This is a genomic window from Pseudomonas sp. NFPP24, assembly GCF_900112095.1.
GTDB classification, from domain to species: Bacteria; Pseudomonadota; Gammaproteobacteria; order Pseudomonadales; family Pseudomonadaceae; genus Aquipseudomonas; species Aquipseudomonas extremorientalis.
This window is the reverse complement of record NZ_FOKD01000021.1, coordinates 1-15,993: the sequence shown is the minus strand read 5'-3', so window position 1 is coordinate 15,993 and position 15,993 is coordinate 1. Positions and strand designations below refer to the sequence as shown.

Here is a 15,993-nt window from a genome sequence, read left to right as displayed (position 1 = left end):
ACATGAGTTACGAAACCATTTTGCTTGAAGTCCAGGGCCGCGTCGGGCTGATTACCCTCAATCGCCCGCAAGCCTTGAACGCCCTGAACGCGCAACTGGTCAACGAGTTGAACCAGGCGCTGGATGGCCTTGAAGCCAACCCGGAGATCGGCTGCATCGTGTTGACCGGCTCGAAAAAAGCCTTCGCCGCCGGTGCCGACATCAAGGAAATGGCCGAGCTGACCTACCCGCAGATCTACCTCGACGATCTGTTCAGCGACAGCGACCGCGTGGCCAACCGCCGCAAGCCGATCATCGCCGCCGTCAACGGCTTCGCCCTGGGCGGCGGTTGCGAACTGGCGTTGATGTGCGACTTCATCCTGGCCGGTGACAGCGCCAAGTTCGGCCAGCCGGAAATCAACCTCGGCGTACTGCCCGGCATGGGCGGCACCCAGCGCCTGACCCGTGCGGTGGGCAAGGCCAAGGCCATGGAAATGTGCCTGACCGGGCGCTTTATCGATGCGGTGGAAGCGGAGCGCTGCGGGATTGTTGCGCGTATCGTACCCGCCGATGAACTGCTGGACGAAGCGCTGAAAGTCGCGACGCTGATTGCCGGCAAGTCGGTGCCGATCAGCATGATGGTCAAGGAAAGCGTGAACCGAGCGTTCGAAGTGAGCTTGTCGGAAGGCGTGCGCTTTGAGCGCCGGGTGTTCCATGCGGCGTTCGCCACGCAGGATCAGAAGGAAGGCATGGCGGCATTCGTGGCCAAGCGCGCGCCGGAGTTCAAGGACAAATAACCCGGTGTCAAAGACACTGAGTATCAAAGGTGGGAGGGGGCTTGCCCCCTCCCACATTGCTAGAGCTGATAGTTCTTCAGCTCCCTGGCAATCACCATCCGCTGAATCTCACTGGTCCCTTCGTAAATCTGCGTGATCCGCGCATCCCGGTAGTAACGCTCCACCGGATAATCTTCCAGGTATCCGTACCCACCGTGAATCTGCATCGCCGATGAGCAAACCTTCTCGGCCATTTCCGAGGCAAACAGTTTGGCCTGGGACGCTTCCGACAAGCAGGGTTTTCCGGCACTGCGCAGCCGTGCGGCGTGCAGGATCAGCAAGCGTGCGGCGTTAAGCTGGGTTTGCATGTCGGCCAGCAAATTGGCCACGCTCTGGTGCTCGATGATTGCCTTGTTGAACTGCACCCGATCACGGGCATAGGCCAGCGCTGCTTCAAATGCCGCGCGGGCGATGCCCAATGCCTGGGCGGCAATGCCGATGCGGCCACCCTCCAGGTTGGACAGCGCGATGGCGAGGCCTTTGCCACGCTCACCCAGCAGGTTGGCCTCGGGCACGCTGCACTGGTTCAGGGTCACGGCGCAGGTATCGGACGCACGGATGCCCATCTTGTGTTCGGTACGATCCACCACGAATCCCGGGGTTGCGGTGGGCACCAGGAACGCCGAGATGCCTTTCTTGCCCAGGTCGGGATCAGTCACCGCAAATACAATCGCCAGTTTGGCGCGTTTACCATTACTGACGAACTGCTTGGCCCCGTTGATTACCCACTGGCCGTCGCGCAGTTCGGCACGGGTACGCAGGTTGTGCGCTTCGGAACCGGCCTGGGGTTCGGTCAGGCAGAAGCAGCCAATCGCCTGGCCGCTGGCGAGGTCGCCCAGCCAGGTCTGTTTTTGTTCATCTGTGCCGTAGTTGAGAATCGGCCCGCAACCCACTGAATTATGGATACTCATCAGTGCGCCAGTGGCACCGTCACCTGCGGAAATCTCCTCGACGGCGAGGGCATAGGCGACGTAATCGACATAGGTGCCGCCCCATTCTTCCGGCACCACCATGCCCAGCAGGCCCAGTTCGCCCATCTTTGCCACCAGGGCGTCGTCGATCCAGCCGGCTTTCTCCCAGGCTTGGGCGTGCGGTGCGATTTCACCCCGGGCGAAGTCACGCGCCATGTCGCGGATCATTACTTGTTCTTCAGTGTATTCAATGTCTTGCATGGCTTATTTCGCAACCTTCTCGAAGTGATGAAAAAAGCTCTCAACGTGGCTGAGGGCCAGCCCGTGCAGGGTGGGCGGGTTCCAGCGCGGGCTTTTGTCTTTGTCGATGATCAGGGCGCGCACGCCTTCGATCAGGTCGCCGCGCTCGAACCATTGGCGGTCCAGGTGCAGCTCCAAGGCAAAACAGTCTTCCAGGGGCAGGCGCCGGCCGCGGCGCAACATCTCCAACGTAACGGCCATGGCCAGGGGGGAGCGGGTCAGCATCAGGTCAGCGGTGGTCAACGCCCATTCATGGCTGTCGGCCACGGTGACTTGCTGCAATTGTTCAACGATGCTCGGCACATCCGGCAGCGCGAAAAAGTGGTCGATGGCGGGGCGCAGAGCGGCCAACGGTGGATCGGGCAATTGCTGCACGGCCAGCTTGGCGAGCACGCCCTGCAGGTCTTTGAGCGGCGAGTCGTGCCATTGCAGGCGGTCGAGCTTCTGGTCAAGGTCGGCGAGCTTGTGGCTTTCCAGGTACCAATCAGCCAACCCGCAATACAGCGCGTCGGCCGCGCGGATCTGTACCCCGGTCACGCCCAGGTAGATCCCCAGTTCGCCGGGGATGCGCGGCAGAAAGTAGCTGCCACCCACGTCAGGGAAATAACCGATGGCCACTTCCGGCATCGCCAGGCGGCTGCGCTCGGTGACTACGCGCAAATCAGCGCCCTGCACCAGGCCCATGCCGCCGCCGAGGACAAACCCGTCCATCAGTGCCACGACTGGCTTGCGGTAGTGGTGGATGGCCAGATCCAGAGCATATTCCTCGACGAAGAAGTCCTGGTGCAGGGTGTCGCCGTTCTTGAAGCTGTCGTACAGAGAACGGATATCGCCACCTGCACAGAAAGCTTTTTCACCGGCACCGCGCAGGACCACGGCATACACCTGCGGATCGTCAGCCCATGCCTGCAACTGGGACGTGAGGCTGCGCACCATGTCCAGGGTAATGGCATTCAAGCCGGCGGGGCGATTGAGGGTGAGGTGGCCGATGTGGTTGCGGACCTCGGCGAGGACTTCGTCCTGAAGTACTTGGGCGTGGCTTGCTTCGGATGAAACCTGAGCAGTCATCGATAACTCCCTGCTTTTATTGTTCTTTATCAAGATGTTCACGGATGAACCTTCTCGCGATCGTACCAGTGCAAATTTGCCTAGTACAACCTTCAATCCTGCAGGTCGTTTTTGCATTTATGCAGCAAGCGCACGACCGGCTCAGGGTAACCGGCTGGCCAGTGTTTCGCCGATGCTACGGCGCCTGGCGTGGGTTTGCGCCGCGTGGATGAGTTGTTCCAGTTCGCTGGGCTCCACATCGTAGAACCGCTCCATTTGCGCCAGCGCCAGTGTCAAATCAGCGGCGGTAATACCAGGGTCTCGGTCGGCCCTGGGGCTGAACGGTAGCGGTGCCGGTGCTTCCACCGCGCCTTTGGGATAACGCGTGCGCGTGGCGTTGTTATACGCCAGTGCGCAGGCCAGCAGCGCACCGGCGCCGAGCAATACCGCACCCAGCTCATACCAGCCCAGGGCGGCGGACGCCGGGTCTGCCAGGACCAGTGTCATGGCCAGGCCACCGGCGGGCGGGTGCAGGCAGCGCAACCAGCACATCAGTATTACGGTCATGCCGGCCGCCAGGCAGGCGCCGCCCAGGGACGGGCCGAGGACACGGGTGACCAGCAAGGCAATCACGCCTGCGCACAGGTAGCTGCCGATAATCGACCAGGGTTGCGCCAAGGCACCCGATGACACGGCGAACAACAGGACGGCCGACGCACCCAGCGGGCCAAGCAGGTGCAACGCGACATCCATGCCAAACACCTGGGAGCACAACCAGACGCTGAACAAGGTGCCAAGGGCCATGCCGATCGCGGCACGGCTCCATTCGGTGGGGCGGGTATTGATAGCAGCGGGGAACCAGCGAGCGAGCATTGGGAGGCAGTCCATAAACAGCGGGCAAAAAAAAGGCTTGTCTGGTTGCCCGGAAAAGCCCTTTGAAAGTTCCAACATTTGGGGGAAGGAACCCATGCAGTGTGCCGCGCGTGGAACAGAGGCGCCAATGCATATTAATGAGGGTTGAATGCAAAAATAATGAATTGGAATACGGTCAGACTACTATCGAGCAGCAGACTTTACCCAGCACCCGATTACTGAACTCTTCATCGAAAAAACGCTTGCGCAGGTTCTCCTGCAAACCGGGTTCACTGGCCAGCGGGCCTTTCAACGCCACCAACGCGTCGCGCAACCCCATCAGCCGGTCCAGCGGTGGCAGGGGAATATAGCCGACATGCACTTCGGTGCTGGTCAAGGCTGGGTTATCAAGCGAAGCATCATCTGGCACGGCGTTGTCCTCTCGTCCTTGTGGTCACCCATGACCTGTGGCGGTACATGAATACCGCACCAGGCAAGCGAGTTTACCGTTGGGTTTTGGACGCAGGAAAGAGAAACGGCACCAGTTATTACGTAAAGCTGCGTGGGAATTTTCCGCGCCGGCAGCGCTGGCGCAGACTCAAGGTTGCACAGGTTTGGCCAGGTGCAGCAGCACGTAAGGGTTGCGGTCGAATTCGCCGGTCAGGGTCGGCGTGATGGAACGAAAGCGCGGGTCTTGCAAGCCTTCGTAATCCACTTGGCTCATCACCAGCCAGGCGGGTCCCTGGAGTGGCTTGAGGTCGGCGGGTTGCTGAGTGAACAACGGCACTTGGTCGCAATCGAGGTTGACCATGTACTTGATGGCCTTGGCGTCTTTGCCCAAGCCATGCAGCACCACCGGCGCGCGTTGCTGCATCACCTGCTCATGAACCTGCAAGGTAAAGGTGCGGGTGTCGTAGATACTGCGCTCCAGCGGCTCGACCACCAGGATATAGGAGGCCCACACTGCCAGCACCGCGGCAAAAGCCGGTCCGACCGCACGCAGGCGGCTCTTGAAGAGTGTCACCAAGGCCAGCACCTGCAGGCCGCCCAGCACGCCCAACACCCAGCCGAGATGGCTCAACTGCTCAGGGTAGCGCGGTCGTGCCAACAGCAGGCCGACGATCAACAGCGTCGGCAACAACGTCCAGATCCCCAGCATCAGCCCACGCAGCCCGGCGAAGAGCCGTCCGTGTGCGACCTGGAACGGGTATGCCGCAATGATCGCCGCCATGGGCAACATCGGCAGCACGTAACGTGCTTTTTTCGCCTGGGGAATCGACAGGCCGACCATCACCAGCAAGCCTGCGGCGGCGCAATACCACACCAACTGCAATGCCGGTCCCGGCGCGCGGCGCCCGCTGAGCACCATGGCCAGCAGTACCAGCAGCGCCATCGGATACGCCAAGGCGTAGTTGCCCAGCGAACTGGTGAAGTAGTACAGCAGGCCGCTCGAGCCTTCGCTGCCATCCATGCGGCCGAGGAACTGCATGCGGATCACGTCCTGCATGAAGCTTTCGCCACCGCTCAACTTGGCCATCAGCAGCAACAGGCCCACGCATGCCACCAGCAGCGCCAGCGCCAGCAAGCCGAAACTGAACAGCTGGCGCCATTGCCGGTTGATCAGGTAGTAGCTGCAGAGCACGCCCGTAGGAATCACCAGGCCAATCGGCCCACGCACGGCAAAGCCCAGGATCAGCAGCAGGTACAGCCAATGCAGGCGTTTAGCGGACCGGAAGTGATCATGGGCATAACCCAGGTAGAACACCGCCAGGGCGATGGCGGCCAGCATCTGGTCGAGGGACACCGCACGGGTTTCGCTGATGAAGTTGCTGCTCAACAACAGGAGCGCAATGCTCAGCAGCCCCCAGCGCTGGGAGTAGGGCGCTGTCAGGCGATACACCAGGGTGACGATAAACGCCGAGGCGATCGCCGTGGGCAACCAGGCCGTGAGGCTGGTGACCTGGCCCAGGGGCAGTGAAACCAGCCAGGTCAACAGTGTCGAGGTGGCCAGGTAATCCGCATAAGGCTGCCCATAGGTGGTGGGGAAGACGCTGGGGCCATGACGCAGCATTTCCTGGGCAAACAACACAAAGCGCGAGTCGAAGCCGATGATTGCCTGGTGCCAGTTGCCGGCGATAAACAGCAACAACGCCAGCAATCCCAGACCAAGGGATTGGCGGCGGATCGTTGCATTCAGCGGGGACGGTTGAGCTTTGTTCACGTCTCAGGCTTCCACAACCTGTGGCAGCCACTGTTGCTGGGGAATCGGCAACTGGCAGGAATCACCGCGGCCGATCGGGTAGTACTGGAAGCCTTTGCGTGCCAGGCGCTCGCCGTCGTAGAGGTTGCGGCCGTCGAAGATCACCGGGGTTTTCAGGCGCTGGTGGATCAGGTCGAAGTCCGGCGCCTTGAATTGCTGCCATTCGGTGCAGACGATCAGCGCATCGGCACCGCCCAGTGTGGATTCGGGGGTGCCCATGAGCATCAGCCGTGGGTCATCGCCATAGATACGTTGGGTTTCCTGCATGGCTTCCGGGTCGAATGCGCGCACGTTGGCGCCGGCGGCCCACAACGCTTCCATCAGCACGCGGCTGGGAGCATCGCGCATGTCGTCGGTGTTGGGCTTGAACGCCAGGCCCCACAGGGCAAAGGTCTTGCCGCGCAGGTCGCCCTTGAAGAACGCCTTGATCCGCTCGAACAACTTGCTCTTCTGGCGCTGGTTGATGGCTTCTACCGCTTCCAGCAGGTCGCTGGAGCAGTTGGCTTGCCGGGCGCTGTGGATCAGGGCGCGCATGTCCTTGGGGAAGCACGAACCGCCGTAGCCGCAGCCAGGGTAGATAAAGTGGTAGCCGATGCGCGAGTCGGCGCCAATGCCCAGGCGCACGGCTTCGATGTCCGCCCCCAGGTGTTCGGCCAACTCGGCGATCTGGTTGATAAAGCTGATCTTGGTCGCCAGCATGCAGTTGGCGGCGTACTTGGTCAGCTCGGCGCTGCGCAGGTCCATGAAGATGATGCGGTCGTGGTTGCGGTTGAACGGTGCGTACAGGTCGCGCATCACGTCGCGCACTTCTTCGCGCTCACAACCGATGATGATGCGGTCCGGGCGGCGGCAGTCGGCCACGGCCGAGCCCTCCTTGAGGAATTCCGGGTTGGAGACGATATCGAACTCCAGGTGCCGGCCGGCCAGGTGCAGGGCTTTTTCGATGTGGGCGCGCAGGGTGTCGCCGGTGCCGACCGGCACGGTGGATTTTTCCACCAGGATCACCGGCTCTTTGCGGTGGCGGGCGACGGCGTCGCCTACCGACAGCACGTATTTCAGGTCGGCCGAGCCGTCTTCGTCCGAAGGCGTGCCCACGGCAATGAACAGGACTTCGCCGTGTTCCACCGCCAACTTTTCATCATGGGTGAAGTGCAGCCGCCCACTCTCCAGGTTTTCCTTGACCATCGCAGCCAGCCCCGGCTCGAAGATGGTCACATGGCCTTTTTGCAGTGACTCGACCTTGTTCTTGTCAACGTCCATGCAAATGACATCGTGGCCGACTTCAGCCAACACGGTGGCCTGCACCAGACCGACGTAACCGCTACCAAATACACTGATTTTCATGGGGCATTCCTGGGACTTGTGGCGCTAGCACGACGAGAGTTGATAACCAGAACACCGAGGATGACCAAGGCCACCCCCAGGGTTTTTGAAACGGAAAAATGTTCGTTGAACACCGGCAGGCTGGCCGCCAGCAGGTACACCAAGGCATAGCTGATGCTCAGTAGCGAATAGGCGCGGCCCAGCGGCAAATGCTTGAGCGCACCGAGCCAGCAGAGCATCGACAGTGCGTATGCCAGGATCGCCAGGGTCACGACGCCGAGGGCGCCCAGGTCGATGCTGTTCTGGCTCAAGGCATCCAGCCATGCGCTGGGCAGCGGCAGGCGCGTCATGCTCCAGCGCATGCCCAGTTGGGCCGCGCTGACCAGGCCGACGCTGCCCAGGGCCAGGGCAAACCCCTGGATCCGGCTCATACCTGGCGACCCAGCAGCACGACGCCGCCGATCACCAGCGCGACACCCAGCCAATGGCGGGTATCGATGTGCTCTTTGAACACAAAACGCGCGACCAGCGTGACCAGCACGAAGTTGAGGCTGAGCATCGGGTAGGCAATACCGACTTCCAGGCGTTGCAACACCAGCAGCCACACCAGCAGGCCCAGGCCCAGGCACACCAGCGCCGACCACAACCAGGGCGAGCGCAGCTTCAGCGCCCAGCCATCCGGCAGGTCGCGCCAGCGTTCCACGGCGAACTTCTGGGAGACCTGTCCCATGCAGGTGAGCAGGCAGGCGGCCAGTAACAGCAGCAAGGTGATCATTGCGCGGCCTGCGGGAAGATCAGGATCACGATGTTGCCTTGTTCGTAGCGCTTGCCGTCCTTGGGCAGCAAGTCGACTTCGGCGATTTCGTCGTCGCCCTTGACCCGCATGACCACGCCGACCGGCCCCTTTTGGCGCGCATCGCTCATCCATTGCTGGACTTGGTTGGTATCCACCTTGTGGTGCGTGGCGTCCGCGTAGGCCAGGCCGTATTTGACTTCGCCAACGGTGTTGTAGAGCGTCACGTCGGGGCGCGCCAGGCGCCATGACAGCGCCGACGCTGCGCCCAGGTCATTGCTCAGCAGGGCCGTGGCCGGTTGCAGTTCTTGCAGGTGATCAATGATGAATTGGTCAGGCGTCTTGTTGTACACCACTGAATGCGGCAGGGCAGCTGGCAACAAGGCCACCATCAGCCAACTGCCGAGTACCGGTGCGGCCCACAGGTGCAAAGGCCGGGCCGCCTGCAGCAGGTTGACCAGGATCCAGGCAAACAGAAAAGTGAACACCAACACCAGGCTGAGGGTTTCCTGGCCGTGTTCGTACACCGGCTTCTTCATTTGCAGCCAGGTCAGCGCGAGCAATGCCACTACACCGATGATCAGGTTCAGCCAGCCGTTGATGCGCAGCGCACGGCTGCGACCCTGGGCCAGTTTGTCCGCCAGGGTATTGCCCATCAACAAGGCCAGGGGCAGCAGGCACGGCATGATGTAGGACGGCAGCTTGCCCTTGGCCAGGCTGAAGAAGGCCAGGGGCATCAGCAGCCACAGCACTACAAAACCGATTTTTGCGCTGCGTTTGTCCCGCCACGCCTGTTTGAGGGTCGACGGCAACAACGCCACCCACGGCAGGCAGAACGCAACCAACAGCGGCAGGTAATACCAGAACGGCTGGGCGTGCTGGGCATCGTCACCGGCGAAGCGCTGGATATGCTCGTGCCAGAAGAAGAAATTCCAGTAGTCCGGCTCTTGCCGGTGCACCGCCAGCGCCCATGGCAAGCTGACGACAATCGCCACCACCACGGCGACCACGCCGTAGCCCAGCAGCTCACGCAAACGCTTCTGCCAGATCGCATAGGGCAGGGCGATCAACACCGGCAGCAACCACGCCAGAAAGCCCTTGGTCATAAAGCCCATGCCGCAGGCAAAACCGAGCAACGCCCAGGACCCCAGGCGCCCGTTGCGGGTGGTGCTGTCGAAGCAGAACCACAGGGCGGCTCCGGTCAGGTTGACCCAGAAGGTGAACTGCGGATCCAGATTGGCGTAGCCACCGAGCAAGGCCACGCTGACAAAACTCATGTACAGCACGGTGCTGACCAGGGTTTTGCGCGGGTCATTCCACAGCCGACGCGACACCCCGTACACCAGCAGGATGCTCAAGCCGGTGCTCAGGGCCGAGGCAAACCGCACGCCGAACAGGTTCTGCCCGAAGATCGCCTGGCCCAGCGCAATCATCCAGTAACCCGCCGCCGGTTTTTCGAAGTAGCGGATGCCCATGAAGTGCGGCGAAGCCCACTTGCCGGTCAGCAGCATTTCCTGGCTGATCTGTGCGTAGCGGGTTTCATCCGGGATCCACAGGCCATGGGTGGCCAGCGGCAGCAGGTAGAACACGCCAAACGCCAACAGAAGCAGGGGCAAGGCCCAACGGCGGATCATGCCTGCTGCACTCCGAGCCAACCCTCGCGGCCGGGCAAGGCGCCACGTACCAGTTGTTGCTGGGGCAGGGTGGTCACGTCCAACGGCAACAGGTCGCCCAGTGGTTTGAAGTCGATGCCGCGCTGCCCGGCCTGGGCGAGCAACTGGCGAAAATCGTTGGCCATCAGAATCCCTTCTACTTCGGCGTGGATCGTATAGACATTGAGTTTCGACTCGGCAAAACGGTCGAGGATGAACCCATTGAAGTCTTTGGCAGCCACCACCGGCCCGACAACTTCGTCGAAGGTCGGCAGGTCTACCGGAATTTGTGGGGTGCCCGCACTGCCATCGGCCAGGGTTGGACGAAACAGGCTGGTGCCCCGGCAATCGCTGTTGTAGCGAAAGTTGAAACCTTGCTTGGCTTGCACCACGCGCTCATCCGCGCGCCAACCGGCGGCGGCGGAACAGTCGATGCGCTCACCGAGGATGTCGCTGAGGGTGTCGACGCCACGGCGAATCTGTTCGATCAACTGCGCCTCGCTCCAGCGCCCGGTGTTGGCCTGCCAGCCGTGGTGATCCCAGGCGTGCAGGCCCACCTCGTGCCCGGCGGCCTTGGCCTGGCGCATCAAGTGCCCCAGGTCACGGCCGATCGGCTTGCCCGGCCAGGCGGTGCCGGCGAGCAGGATGTCCAGGCCATACAGGCCGACCGCATTGGAACGCAGCATCTTCCACAGGAATTGCGGGCGGATGAGACGCCACAAGTGGCGCCCCATGTTGTCAGGCCCGACACTGAAGAAGAACGTTGCCTTCACCGAGGCTTCATCCAGGGACTCGAGCAACCGTGGCACACCTTCACGGGTGCCGCGGTAGGTGTCGACGTCGATGCGAAGACCTGCATCCATTACTTTTTGTCCGCGATTTCGAGCATGGCTTCACGCAGGAAGAAGTCCAGGGTGTTGCCGATGGTTTCGCTCATTTCCACGGTCGGCTCCCAGTCCAGCAGGCGCTTGGCGTTTTCGATGCTTGGCTTGCGGTGCGCCACGTCCTGGTAACCGGTGCCGTAGAACGCCTTGCTTTCTACGTCGCGGAAACCGGCGAACGGTGGGAAGTTGCCACGCAACGGGTGCGCTTCGAACTGACGCAGCAGTTCTTCGCCCAACTGACGGATGCTGGCTTCGTTTTCCGGGTTGCCGATATTGATGATCTGGCCGTCGCACACGCCGTTTTCGTTATCAATGATGCGAGCCAGGGCTTCGATGCCGTCAGCGATATCGGTAAAGCAACGCTTCTGCTCGCCGCCGTCGAACAGGCGGATCGGCGTACCTTCCACCAGGTTCAGGATCAATTGGGTGATTGCGCGGGAGCTGCCGATACGCGCCGAATCCAGGCGGTCCAGGCGTGGGCCCATCCAGTTGAACGGACGGAACAGGGTGAATTTCAGGCCCTTGTCACCGTACGCCCAGATCACACGGTCCAGCAGCTGCTTGGAAACCGAGTAGATCCAGCGCTGTTTGTTGACCGGACCCACCACCAGATTGGAGGTGTCTTCGTCGAAGTACTGGTCCTGGCACATGCCATAGACTTCGGAGGTCGACGGGAAGATCACGCGCTTGTTGTACTTGACGCAGTAGCGCACCAGCTTGAGGTTTTCTTCGAAGTCCAGTTCGAACACGCGCAGCGGGTTGCGGGTGTATTCGATTGGCGTGGCGATGGCCACCAGCGGCAGGACCACGTCGCACTTCTTGATGTGGTACTCGATCCACTCGGTGTGGATGCTGATATCGCCTTCGACGTAATGGAAGTTCGGGTGGCTGCGCAGGCGCTCGATGGCGTCCGAACCGATGTCCAGTCCGTAGATTTCATAACGGTCGTCGCGCAGCAGGCGCTCGGACAGGTGGTTGCCGATAAAGCCGTTCACACCCAGGATCAGTACCCGGGTACGCCGTGGCTTGCGGCCGGACTCGGCGCCGCGCAGTACGGAACCGTCGACCAGGCCCAGTGCGTCCGCCAGGGCTGGGCCGGCGAGGAACAGGCCGTCGGCGTTGCGCTGGCCGAACTTGACCACCAGGGAGTCTTCACCGCAGGCGATGCGCAGCGGGTTGACGCTGATCACACGGCCCGGCGCCAGGCCTTCGTTGCCCTTGACCACTTCGGCCTGCCAGACGATCAACTTGTGTTCGCCCACGGCGCAGAAGGCGCCTGGGTACGGTTGGGTCACGGCGCGCACCAGGTTGAACAGTTCTTCAGCCGGTTTTTTCCACTCCAGCTTGCCATCGGCGGCAGTGCGGCGGCCGAAGTAAGTGGCCTGGCTTTCGTCCTGGGCGGTTTCCGTCAGCTTGTCCTGGGCCAGTTGCGGCAGGGCGTCGCGCAGCAGGGTGCTGGCGGCGTCGCGCAGTTTGGCGTGCAGGGTCAGGCCGGTGTCGTTGCGTTCGATGATGACTTTCTGCTGGGCCAGGATCGCGCCGGCATCGGCACGCTTGACCATGCGGTGCAGGGTCACGCCGGTTTCGGTCTCGCCGTTGACCAGTACCCAGTTGGCCGGGGCGCGGCCACGGTATTTCGGCAGCAACGAGCCGTGCAGGTTGAACGCGCCTTTGCTGGCGGTGGCCAGCAGGGCCTCGCTGAGCAGGTTGCGGTAGTAGAACGAGAAAATGTAGTCCGGGTTCAGCTTGGCGATGCGCTCGATCCACAGCGGGTGGTTGGCGTCTTCCGGGGCGTGCACCGGGATGCCATTGCGCGCGCACAGTTGTGCGACGGAACCGTAGAAGTTGTTTTCCTTGGGGTCATCGGCATGGGTGAACACGGCAGCAATTTCGTAACCGGTGTTGAGCAGCGCTTCAATGCCTGCACAACCAATATCGTGGTACGCGAATACAACAGCTTTTGAACTCATGATTAGACCTGATCAGCAGAAGTAGAAGTATGGGAGGACACCAGGCCGTCCACGACGACCACGGGAGCCGGTGCTGCCGGTTGGTTGCGCAGCACCTTTTCGATAAAGAAGCGTGGACGGGCGCGCACGTCGCTGTACATGCGGCCCAGGTATTCACCCAAGAGGCCCATGCCGATGAACTGGCCGCCGGTGAACACGAACAACACCGCGAACAGCACGAACAAACCGTCGCCAGCCCAGTCGGCGCCAAAGGCCAGGCGCAGGATGATCAATGCGAAGGCAAACAGCACACCCAGCGCCGCCAGGCTGAAGCCGACGATGGACAGCAGTCGCAGCGGGGTAGTGGTCATGCAGGTCAGCAAGTCGAACATCAGGCTGATCAGGCGCATGGCGCTGTATTTGGATTCGCCGTGTTCCCGCTCGGCGTGGTGCACCAGGATTTCCGTGGTGTGCCGGGCAAAGCCGTTGGCCAGGATCGGGATGAAGGTGCTGCGCTCACGGCAGGCGAGCATCGCGTCGACAATGGTGCGGCGGTAGGCGCGCAGCATGCAGCCGTAGTCGCTCATGGCAACGCCGGTGGAACGCTGCACGGCCAGGTTGATCAGGCGCGATGGCCAGCGGCGGAAGGCCGAGTCCTGGCGATTGTTGCGCACGGTGGCAACCACGTCGTAGCCCAGGGCCGCTTGCTCGACCAGGCGCGGGATTTCTTCGGGCGGGTTTTGCAGGTCGGCGTCGAGGGTGATCACCACTTCGCCTCGGCAATGCTCGAAACCGGCCATGATCGCCGCGTGCTGGCCGTAGTTGCGGTTGAGAATTACCGCGACCACGTTGCTGCCGTCTTCCGAGGCGGCGTCTTCCAGCAGTTGGGCCGAATTGTCGCGGCTACCGTCATCCACCAGGATGATTTCGTATTCGTAGGCCAGTTGCTTGCAGGCTGCGGTGGTACGGCGCAGCAATTCAGGCAGGCTTTCTTGTTCGTTGTAGACCGGGATAACGATCGACACGCAATGAATAGGGTAGGGTTTCAAAGATTCATGACCTCGGGGTTAGAGCAACTTGGAGCGTGGAAACAGCAGCAATCATTAGGCAAACGTCCAGAATGCAGGTTGGAAAGCGGCACTGAAGATAGAACGTAATCAAGAGGTTAGACGATATAGCGCGGTTTGCTATGAAGTGCTGTATCCAAGATTAAGCGTAAAAATGTGGAACAGATATGAAAGGCAGATGAAAAACTCGTTTATTTGACAGGTAGACAGCTAGGGTTCAGCTAAGTGGACGAGGTGCCAGGCAAGGCGTCCGGGCGAGCGCGACGCGATGTTATTCAATCCGGTGATCAGTAAAGAATATTCTCTGCAATGCCCGCCAAGTGCCGGTAAAGTAAGCCGTCTCTTGCCAGGGTGAACGGATGAATAGCGTGCAGCTTTTACGCGGCCAATTGCGGCCAGTGTTGATGGGGTTGTTGATGAGCGTCGCGTGCATCACCACCGTATGCGCCGATGATGGGGTGGCGCTGACCAGCATCGACCAGGTGCCGGACGGCGTGGAAGTGCGCGGCAAGCAGATCGCCGCGTATACCTGGGACGATAAACAAGGCAAGAACCTGCTGGTGCTCGCCGAACAAGTCAGCGAGCGCGATGACGACGGCACCCAGTCGGCATTCGTGTATGCGGCCCAGTACCTGATCGACGGCAACCGCCCCAAGCGCGTGTGGATGCTCTACGACGATGTGCAGCACTGCGAATTCGATGCGTCCCTGCGCTTTGACCGGGCTGCAACCAAAGTCACCGACCTCACTGGCGACGGCATCACCCAGGCCACCGTGGGCTATTCGCGCACCTGCACCAGTGATGTCAGCCCCAACGAATTCAAGTTGATCATGCACGTCGGCAAGTCGCAGAAGTACCGCCTGCGTGGGGTCGACCGCGTCGGTGCGGCCTGGTGGGACGAAGAGGCCGGCGCCCTGCGCGGCATGCCGCTGCCCAAGGACTGCAGCGTGGCCGCTCAGCAGGCGCTGGTCAGCCAGTACAAGGAGCAGGGCACCGAGTTGCCGTTGCCGGGGTGTTATGGCGATGAGAAGGACTTTGCCAAGGCGCCCGCTCCGTACTTGGATTTCATGCGCACCCAATGGTTTGCGTTGATGCAGAAACAGGATGAGACTTGGAGCCAACCGCAAACCGAGGACGGCCCGGTTGAGCCCGACTAGCTGCCAAGGCCTCAAGGTAAAACCATCAGTATTTTTTTTGCTGCATATTTTCGACATCTGAAAGCAATTGCAGATTCTGAGCGAAAGCCGGCGTGCCATGTTCATTCTTCTGCACGCCCTGTAACGCTTTCAGTGCAATGGCTGTCGTTTGATTGTTGACCGTTTGGGCCAATGCCTGCATTTCATTGCTTTTGCCGTTCCCAGTCGCTACATGATTGCGCAGGTTGAGCATTGTCTGGCGCAATGTTTGAGTGTCTTTGCCTGTTATAGCGGCTGGATATCGGGTTGAAAATCGCTCTATCTTTTCGATTTTTCTATCGAGAGCATTGACCTGCTTATTGATCTGGTTGAAGTCATCCCGGGAGATATCAACCTTGGCTTTGTTTTCCACCGTCGCAAAATACGAGGGGGCATACAGTGTTGTGTTGTACGCAGGGGGCTGGCTGTCTGGAGCAATGGATGAGTGCTTGACAGCCCAGGGATTAGGGTTCGCATAACGCGAGGTAGGAGTGTCAATAGGCATAAAGTAACCTTTGTCTGAGTGAATGAGCAGGGATGAAAAGCTGAAAATAAAGCAAGGCGCCTACAAAGCAGCATAGGAAAATGCTTCGACCGGTAGTGATTAGGCTTATCGGGGAGTATCAGTTTTTTTGTGTTCGGGCTGGTTAGGGCCTGCCGTCAGGCAGGCCCTTGTTTTACCAGCTCGGTCTGGTAAATCGGTCTCCGTACAGGATCGCAAATTGATTCATTGCCACTTTCCAGTCGTGTGCCGCATGACCCCAGTTGGCGGTGATGTTGCGCAACCCAAGCCATATCAGTTTCGTCGCGGCCTCATCGGTCGGGAAGTGCCCTCGAGTCTTGATGATCTTGCGTAACTGGGCATTGATGCTCTCGATGGCATTGGTCGTGTAAACCACTTTGCGGATGCCCGCCGGGAAAACAAAAAACGGTATAACCCGATCCCAGGCGCGACGCCATGCAGC

16 protein-coding genes are annotated in these 15,993 nt (G+C 60.8%); 2 read left to right on the top strand and 14 right to left on the bottom strand.

Going from position 1 to position 15,993, the window contains the following annotated elements; genetic code table 11:
* Positions 1-2 precede the first annotated feature (2 nt).
* Positions 3-776: an enoyl-CoA hydratase gene (locus BM026_RS28205; protein ID WP_093530849.1), complete on the top strand. Its 774-nt coding sequence runs from the start codon at positions 3-5 to the stop codon at positions 774-776.
* 59 nt (positions 777-835) lie between these two features.
* Here BM026_RS28205 and BM026_RS28200 read toward each other — a convergent pair whose 3' ends face one another.
* The 12 genes from BM026_RS28200 to arnC all read right to left on the bottom strand — a co-directional run bounded on the left by BM026_RS28200 (position 836) and on the right by arnC (position 13,835).
* On the bottom strand, positions 836-1,987 hold the full coding sequence (locus tag BM026_RS28200; RefSeq protein ID WP_092243608.1) for an acyl-CoA dehydrogenase family protein: 1,152 nt from the start codon (positions 1,985-1,987) through the stop codon (positions 836-838).
* Positions 1,988-1,990: 3 nt separating this feature from the next.
* Positions 1,991-3,094 carry an enoyl-CoA hydratase/isomerase family protein gene (locus BM026_RS28195; protein ID WP_093530847.1) on the bottom strand — a complete coding sequence of 368 codons (1,104 nt, stop codon included), beginning with the start codon at positions 3,092-3,094 and terminating at the stop codon, positions 1,991-1,993.
* 141 nt (positions 3,095-3,235) lie between these two features.
* Positions 3,236-3,946, bottom strand: a complete 711-nt coding sequence (locus BM026_RS28190) for an HPP family protein (protein ID WP_093121009.1) — start codon at positions 3,944-3,946, stop codon at positions 3,236-3,238.
* Positions 3,947-4,121: 175 nt separating this feature from the next.
* Positions 4,122-4,355 carry a type VI secretion system contractile sheath small subunit gene (locus BM026_RS28185; protein WP_139212853.1) on the bottom strand — a complete coding sequence of 78 codons (234 nt, stop codon included), beginning with the start codon at positions 4,353-4,355 and terminating at the stop codon, positions 4,122-4,124.
* 168 nt (positions 4,356-4,523) lie between these two features.
* Positions 4,524-6,146, bottom strand: coding sequence for an ArnT family glycosyltransferase (locus BM026_RS28180; protein ID WP_093530845.1), 1,623 nt, complete (start codon positions 6,144-6,146; stop codon positions 4,524-4,526).
* Positions 6,147-6,149: 3 nt separating this feature from the next.
* A complete protein-coding gene (locus BM026_RS28175) occupies positions 6,150-7,529 on the bottom strand; it encodes a UDP-glucose dehydrogenase family protein (RefSeq protein ID WP_092243595.1) in 1,380 nt (459 codons plus the stop codon).
* Positions 7,526-7,939 carry a 4-amino-4-deoxy-L-arabinose-phosphoundecaprenol flippase subunit ArnF gene (gene arnF / locus BM026_RS28170; protein ID WP_092243593.1) on the bottom strand — a complete coding sequence of 138 codons (414 nt, stop codon included), beginning with the start codon at positions 7,937-7,939 and terminating at the stop codon, positions 7,526-7,528. Before arnF ends, BM026_RS28175 begins: the two co-directional genes overlap by 4 nt.
* Positions 7,936-8,283: a 4-amino-4-deoxy-L-arabinose-phosphoundecaprenol flippase subunit ArnE gene (arnE, locus tag BM026_RS28165; protein ID WP_071488305.1), complete on the bottom strand. Its 348-nt coding sequence runs from the start codon at positions 8,281-8,283 to the stop codon at positions 7,936-7,938. Before arnE ends, arnF begins: the two co-directional genes overlap by 4 nt.
* A complete protein-coding gene (gene arnT, locus BM026_RS28160) occupies positions 8,280-9,935 on the bottom strand; it encodes a lipid IV(A) 4-amino-4-deoxy-L-arabinosyltransferase (protein WP_093530843.1) in 1,656 nt (551 codons plus the stop codon). The genes arnE and arnT overlap by 4 nt, the downstream gene beginning before the upstream one ends.
* A complete protein-coding gene (gene arnD, locus BM026_RS28155) occupies positions 9,932-10,816 on the bottom strand; it encodes a 4-deoxy-4-formamido-L-arabinose-phosphoundecaprenol deformylase (protein ID WP_093530841.1) in 885 nt (294 codons plus the stop codon). Before arnD ends, arnT begins: the two co-directional genes overlap by 4 nt.
* Entirely contained in the window at positions 10,816-12,807 is a 1,992-nt protein-coding gene (gene arnA, locus BM026_RS28150; protein WP_093530839.1) for a bifunctional UDP-4-amino-4-deoxy-L-arabinose formyltransferase/UDP-glucuronic acid oxidase ArnA, read from the bottom strand. Before arnA ends, arnD begins: the two co-directional genes overlap by 1 nt.
* Positions 12,808-12,809: 2 nt before the next feature.
* The gene (arnC, locus tag BM026_RS28145; RefSeq protein WP_093530837.1) at positions 12,810-13,835 is read right to left on the bottom strand and encodes an undecaprenyl-phosphate 4-deoxy-4-formamido-L-arabinose transferase; all 1,026 of its coding nucleotides are present in this window, start codon (positions 13,833-13,835) and stop codon (positions 12,810-12,812) included.
* 377 nt (positions 13,836-14,212) lie between these two features.
* Between arnC and BM026_RS28140 the strand changes: the two genes are divergently transcribed.
* Positions 14,213-15,010, top strand: coding sequence for a M949_RS01915 family surface polysaccharide biosynthesis protein (locus BM026_RS28140; protein ID WP_071488310.1), 798 nt, complete (start codon positions 14,213-14,215; stop codon positions 15,008-15,010).
* 25 nt (positions 15,011-15,035) lie between these two features.
* Here the strand turns inward: BM026_RS28140 and BM026_RS29085 are convergent, their stop codons facing one another.
* Positions 15,036-15,533, bottom strand: coding sequence for a hypothetical protein (locus tag BM026_RS29085; RefSeq protein WP_092243576.1), 498 nt, complete (start codon positions 15,531-15,533; stop codon positions 15,036-15,038).
* A 172-nt stretch (positions 15,534-15,705) separates the two neighbouring features.
* Positions 15,706-15,993, bottom strand: a 288-nt coding sequence (locus BM026_RS28125; RefSeq protein WP_139217589.1) for a transposase, incomplete at its 5' end; no start/stop codon positions are given.

Excerpts from the sequence above, each read along its gene's own strand:
- BM026_RS28190 (WP_093121009.1), bottom strand. The coding sequence starts at position 3,946 with ATGCTCGCTCGCTGGTTCCCCGCTGCTATCAATACCCGCCCCACCGAA.
- BM026_RS28195 (WP_093530847.1), bottom strand. The coding sequence starts at position 3,094 with ATGACTGCTCAGGTTTCATCCGAAGCAAGCCACGCCCAAGTACTTCAG.
- arnF (WP_092243593.1), bottom strand. The coding sequence starts at position 7,939 with ATGAGCCGGATCCAGGGGTTTGCCCTGGCCCTGGGCAGCGTCGGCCTG.
- arnA (WP_093530839.1), bottom strand. The coding sequence starts at position 12,807 with ATGAGTTCAAAAGCTGTTGTATTCGCGTACCACGATATTGGTTGTGCA.
- BM026_RS28200 (WP_092243608.1), bottom strand. The coding sequence starts at position 1,987 with ATGCAAGACATTGAATACACTGAAGAACAAGTAATGATCCGCGACATG.
- arnE (WP_071488305.1), bottom strand. The coding sequence starts at position 8,283 with ATGATCACCTTGCTGCTGTTACTGGCCGCCTGCCTGCTCACCTGCATG.
- BM026_RS29085 (WP_092243576.1), bottom strand. The coding sequence starts at position 15,533 with ATGCCTATTGACACTCCTACCTCGCGTTATGCGAACCCTAATCCCTGG.
- arnT (WP_093530843.1), bottom strand. The coding sequence starts at position 9,935 with ATGATCCGCCGTTGGGCCTTGCCCCTGCTTCTGTTGGCGTTTGGCGTG.
- BM026_RS28205 (WP_093530849.1), top strand. The coding sequence starts at position 3 with ATGAGTTACGAAACCATTTTGCTTGAAGTCCAGGGCCGCGTCGGGCTG.
- BM026_RS28140 (WP_071488310.1), top strand. The coding sequence starts at position 14,213 with ATGAATAGCGTGCAGCTTTTACGCGGCCAATTGCGGCCAGTGTTGATG.
- BM026_RS28175 (WP_092243595.1), bottom strand. The coding sequence starts at position 7,529 with ATGAAAATCAGTGTATTTGGTAGCGGTTACGTCGGTCTGGTGCAGGCC.
- arnD (WP_093530841.1), bottom strand. The coding sequence starts at position 10,816 with ATGGATGCAGGTCTTCGCATCGACGTCGACACCTACCGCGGCACCCGT.